Annotated in this window: 3 protein-coding genes; 2 read left to right on the forward strand and 1 reads right to left on the reverse strand. The window is 45.6% G+C overall.

Annotation, left to right across the window (positions count from 1 at the left end; all coding sequences use genetic code 11):
- Window positions 1-74: 74 nt before the first annotated feature.
- Together IQ270_RS28790 and IQ270_RS28795 are read left to right on the forward strand one after the other, a co-directional pair.
- On the forward strand, window positions 75-782 hold the full coding sequence (locus IQ270_RS28790; protein ID WP_339384414.1) for a pentapeptide repeat-containing protein: 708 nt from the start codon (window positions 75-77) through the stop codon (window positions 780-782).
- Between the two features lie 75 nt (window positions 783-857).
- Entirely contained in the window at window positions 858-1,691 is an 834-nt protein-coding gene (locus tag IQ270_RS28795) for a Uma2 family endonuclease (RefSeq protein WP_228056800.1), read from the forward strand.
- A 173-nt stretch (window positions 1,692-1,864) separates the two neighbouring features.
- On the opposite strand, the gene IQ270_RS28800 is transcribed toward IQ270_RS28795, so the two are convergent.
- Window positions 1,865-4,039 (reverse strand): transglycosylase SLT domain-containing protein (locus IQ270_RS28800; RefSeq protein WP_193976537.1); only part of this gene is annotated, 2,175 nt, incomplete at its 5' end.

The raw sequence follows: 4,039 nt of genomic DNA on the forward strand, positions 1-4,039 counted from the left end.
TATAGCAATCCGTTTTGAATTGTATCCCTAACAAAGGATGAAGATATCAAGGAGCCGGATGAGGCGAAAGTTTCATGTCCGGTTCTGAAGGAGAGGTAGGGGTAGAAATGCCCCTATCGACTCTAACCACCAGCGAAACTGCGGCTACTATCCAAGTTAAGAAAAAACTTAGCATATCGTTTTTTTCATCTCCATCACTATTAATTGAGATTGTAACTGTTTGGTCGATCGACCAAAGTTCGGGATACACGACGAAATACCCACCTTGCGAGAATATCAGACTTATGAAGCTCCGGCAACTAGCAGCATTCCTCTTAGCGCTAACTATCTTCATCCTCCCGCAGCCAGCACTGGCTCAATCCAAATATTACGCTCCCCCGCTGTCCTTTAGCAACGCCGAACTCACAAGACGCGATTTTTCCGGTCAAATGCTGCGGGCTGCTGAATTTTCTAACGCTAATATGGACTTAACTAATTTTTCTAATGCCGATTTGCGGGGAGCAATTATGAGCGCTTCGGTGATGACTCAGGCGAATTTGCACGGAGCAAATTTAACTAATGCCATGATCGATCAAGTTAAATTTACTAAGGCAGATTTAAGCGATGCAAATTTAACAGAAACAATTTTGCTGCGTTCTACTTTTGACGGAGTTGATATCACCGGCGCTGATTTTACTGACGCTATCATGGATGGCGCACAAGTTAAAGAATTGTGTGCAACAGCCAGCGGGATTAATTCTCAAACTGGGATTTCTACTCGCGATTCCTTGGGATGTCGTTGATTTATTTAGTGGTTGCCAAGCATTGGCAAGTCCTAAATTTGGAGAGTAGTCAAATTATGAGTTATGAGTGCAAATATGATTGAAAAAACTCGTTTTCTCCCTCAGACTGACCCGCCACTTTCGCCACGGCAAATTCTGCCGACAATGTATGATTTACCAAGCGAAGACCCAGAGGAACCTGGTTTGCCTGACGAATATCATTGCTACCAGTCGCCTTTATTACGGCACACTTTTCGGCCTGTCAATGTTGATTTAGATCGGGTTTTTGTTGGTATTGACCTCAACCTTTATTACGATTGGCAACATTCCAATTGGTACAAACGTCCTGATTGGTTTGCTGTTTTGGGCGTGTCGAGACTCTACGAAGGCGAAAATCTTCGTCTCAGTTACGTGATGTGGCAAGAGCAAGTTAGCCCGTTTGTTATAGTTGAATTGCTATCTTCAAGTACGGCAGATGAAGATTTGGGTCGTACAGTTAGCCAAGCAGGAAGACCACCGACAAAATGGTATGTTTATGAGCAGATTCTGCGCGTTCCTTATTACGTTGTTTTTAGTGGCACAACCAATGAAATTTTAGGATTTCGCTTGGTGGCTGGCGTTTACGAACAGGCAGAACTTATCGGCGGATGTTTGCCAATTCCTCAGTTAGGATTGAGTTTGGGTTTGTGGCAGGGAATTTATGAAAAGATCGATCGCACTTGGTTGCGCTGGTTTACACTCGAAGGGGAGTTAATTCTGACTCCGCAAGAGGAATCTGAACAACAAGCGGCCCAATCTGAACAACAAACGGCCCAATCTGAACAGCGAGCAGCCGAATCTGAACAGCGAGCGGCCCAATCTGAACAGCGAGCTCAAAGACTAGCAGCAAAACTTCGCGAGTTAAATATCGATCCCGATGAACTTCATTAGTTAGTAGGTGCGTCAGCTTTCTACCGTCAATTATTGATAAAATAACGCGCTGCTGACGCACCCTACAACTGTTTAGGGCGGGCTAGAAGCCCACCCCACAATCAATAAATACAACAAATAAACTTTTTTGTGGAACGGGCCGGAGAACCCGTTCCTGACAGCATAAACGAGAATTACTGAGGCTTTGCTTTTTTCTGTGAAGCTTCATAATGCTCGCTCATTAACTGATTAACTTCTGGATTGTAAATCCGCAGATAATTCCAGTAATTCTCAAATACCGATTTCACGTATCCTTTGGTTTCAGGAAACGGAATCTTTTCTGCAAAAGCATCCGGATCGCTAAAATCAAATCTCTTCAACCAATCTGCTACTGCATTCGGCCCGGCATTGTAACTCGCCACAGCCAACATCGAGTTATTTTTGTATTCGTCGTGAGTGTGATCCAAATACCACGTACCGAGTTTAATATTGTCGTCCACATTCTCCAATGAATATTTTTTGAGATTAATTTTCTCAGCTACCCAAGCTCCTGTCTCGGGCATTACTTGCATTAATCCTGTCGCGCCAACTACTGATTTAATAGCAGGCATAAACCGCGATTCTTGCCGGATTAATGCTGTTACTAATACTGTATTAATTTGGCGTTCTTGAGACCATTTCACTATGTTTTCTAAGTAAGGAAAAGGATAAAGTGCTTGCCAATAAATTGGTTGCTGTCTGAGAGCGAGGTATTCGGTTCTATCGTCGGGTTTTTCGCGCTGCCGCAAACTCCCAATCATCCACAAACCTTCTAAGTTGTCTCCGACTCCAACTCGCATTAAACCGTCGGTAAATTGTTCGGCAATACTGGGTTCTAGGCGGTTGGTAAATTCTGTTTGCCACAGCGTCCAAGCATCTCTATCTTGACCTAATTGATAGAGTTCTTTTAAGGCTGGAGAACCGGCGGTTGGTTCGGGGCGCTGGGGGGGGCTTACTACTTTGGGAGACAAATCTCTGACTGTGGTGAAGTCGCCTACTGGCCAGCCGAGAAGTACGGCAGACCGCCAAGCAAAATATGATTCTGGATAGCGTAAAATGGTGTATTCAAATGATGTTTGGGCATCTTGTTCGCGGCCGAGTTTCTTTGCCCATTTCCCTACCCAAAATGCTGCTTCTGGAGCTTCTTCGGTGTCTGGATTGTTGGTGGTTAGTTCCCTCGCCCACTGCCAAGCTGATTTGAAATCTCCGGCTTTGGCATATTGTTGGGCGATCGCCCAACGCAGTTCGCCGGCTTTGTCAGAATTGGTGTATTTTGTCAATAGCAATTTGCGAGTTTCTGAGGCGGATTGAAGGCTGCCGGCTTTGTCGAGAAGTTTGGATTTGTCTAGCAAAGCTTCGGGGGCATGGTTGGGAAATTTGCTAATTGCCCGATCGAGATAAGCGATCGCATCCTTGGGTTCGCTCAGCCGCGACAGCCGAATTAAAGCCAAACCACTATCTTCGGCATCGGGAAACTCTCGCACTAATTCTTGATAGGCAATTCTCGATTCCGGGATTTTTCCGCCAAGCCACAAACCGCGAGCTTTTCGGTAAAGATTTTTGGGGGTGCGGGGAGCTTTTCCGTAAGCAATAGCTCCTTTGCCGTAATCCTGTTTTTCCCAATATCCAAAGGCAATTTCTTCCCAATCTTCGGGTTTCAAACTAGCGCTGTTTTGCTGTACCAGTTGTTCTAATAATGTACCGTAATCTTTAGCATAATGACCGTGTTTTGCTACTAACAGCATCAACTCCGGCTGGTTGGGATTTTGTTTTAACTCGGTCAGGGCAATTTCTACGCTCCGGGGATGAGCGGGAAATTCAGTAATTGCCTGCTGCCAATATTCCGATTTTGACTTGCCTAAAACATATAAAGCTTCCGCTGCTACGGGGTCGTTGGGATAATTTTTTAACAGTTCCTGCCAAGCTTTTTGTGTTTTGCCTTTGTCGCCGCTCAATTCGTAAGCTCGGGCGCGTTTTAGGGCGATGTGGGAGGCTAAAATTGGATATTCTTGCTCTAATTTGTCCAATAATTTTAATGCTTTGGTGGCATTTCCTTGCTGGATTAAATCGCTGGCAAGCAGGTAGCGGGCGCGGCTTTGAGGGGAGATTTCCTGCTGCGGGTTGGCACTTGCAGGCTGACTGGCTGCGAGTTCAACTAATTTCGCTTTTCGCTCGCTGGGTGAGAGCGATACGAGCATTTTGACGGAGGATGCGGAATTTGCTGCATCCTGGGCCTGTTGAGCCTTCTGGAAGGGGCCGACACCCATCCATTTTGCCGCAGCAACCAAAGAGCCGATCGCCATTACGCAAACTGAAACGCCCATTAAAAC

The organism is Microcoleus sp. LEGE 07076, assembly GCF_015207455.1.
GTDB lineage: Bacteria > Cyanobacteriota > Cyanobacteriia > Cyanobacteriales > Microcoleaceae > Microcoleus.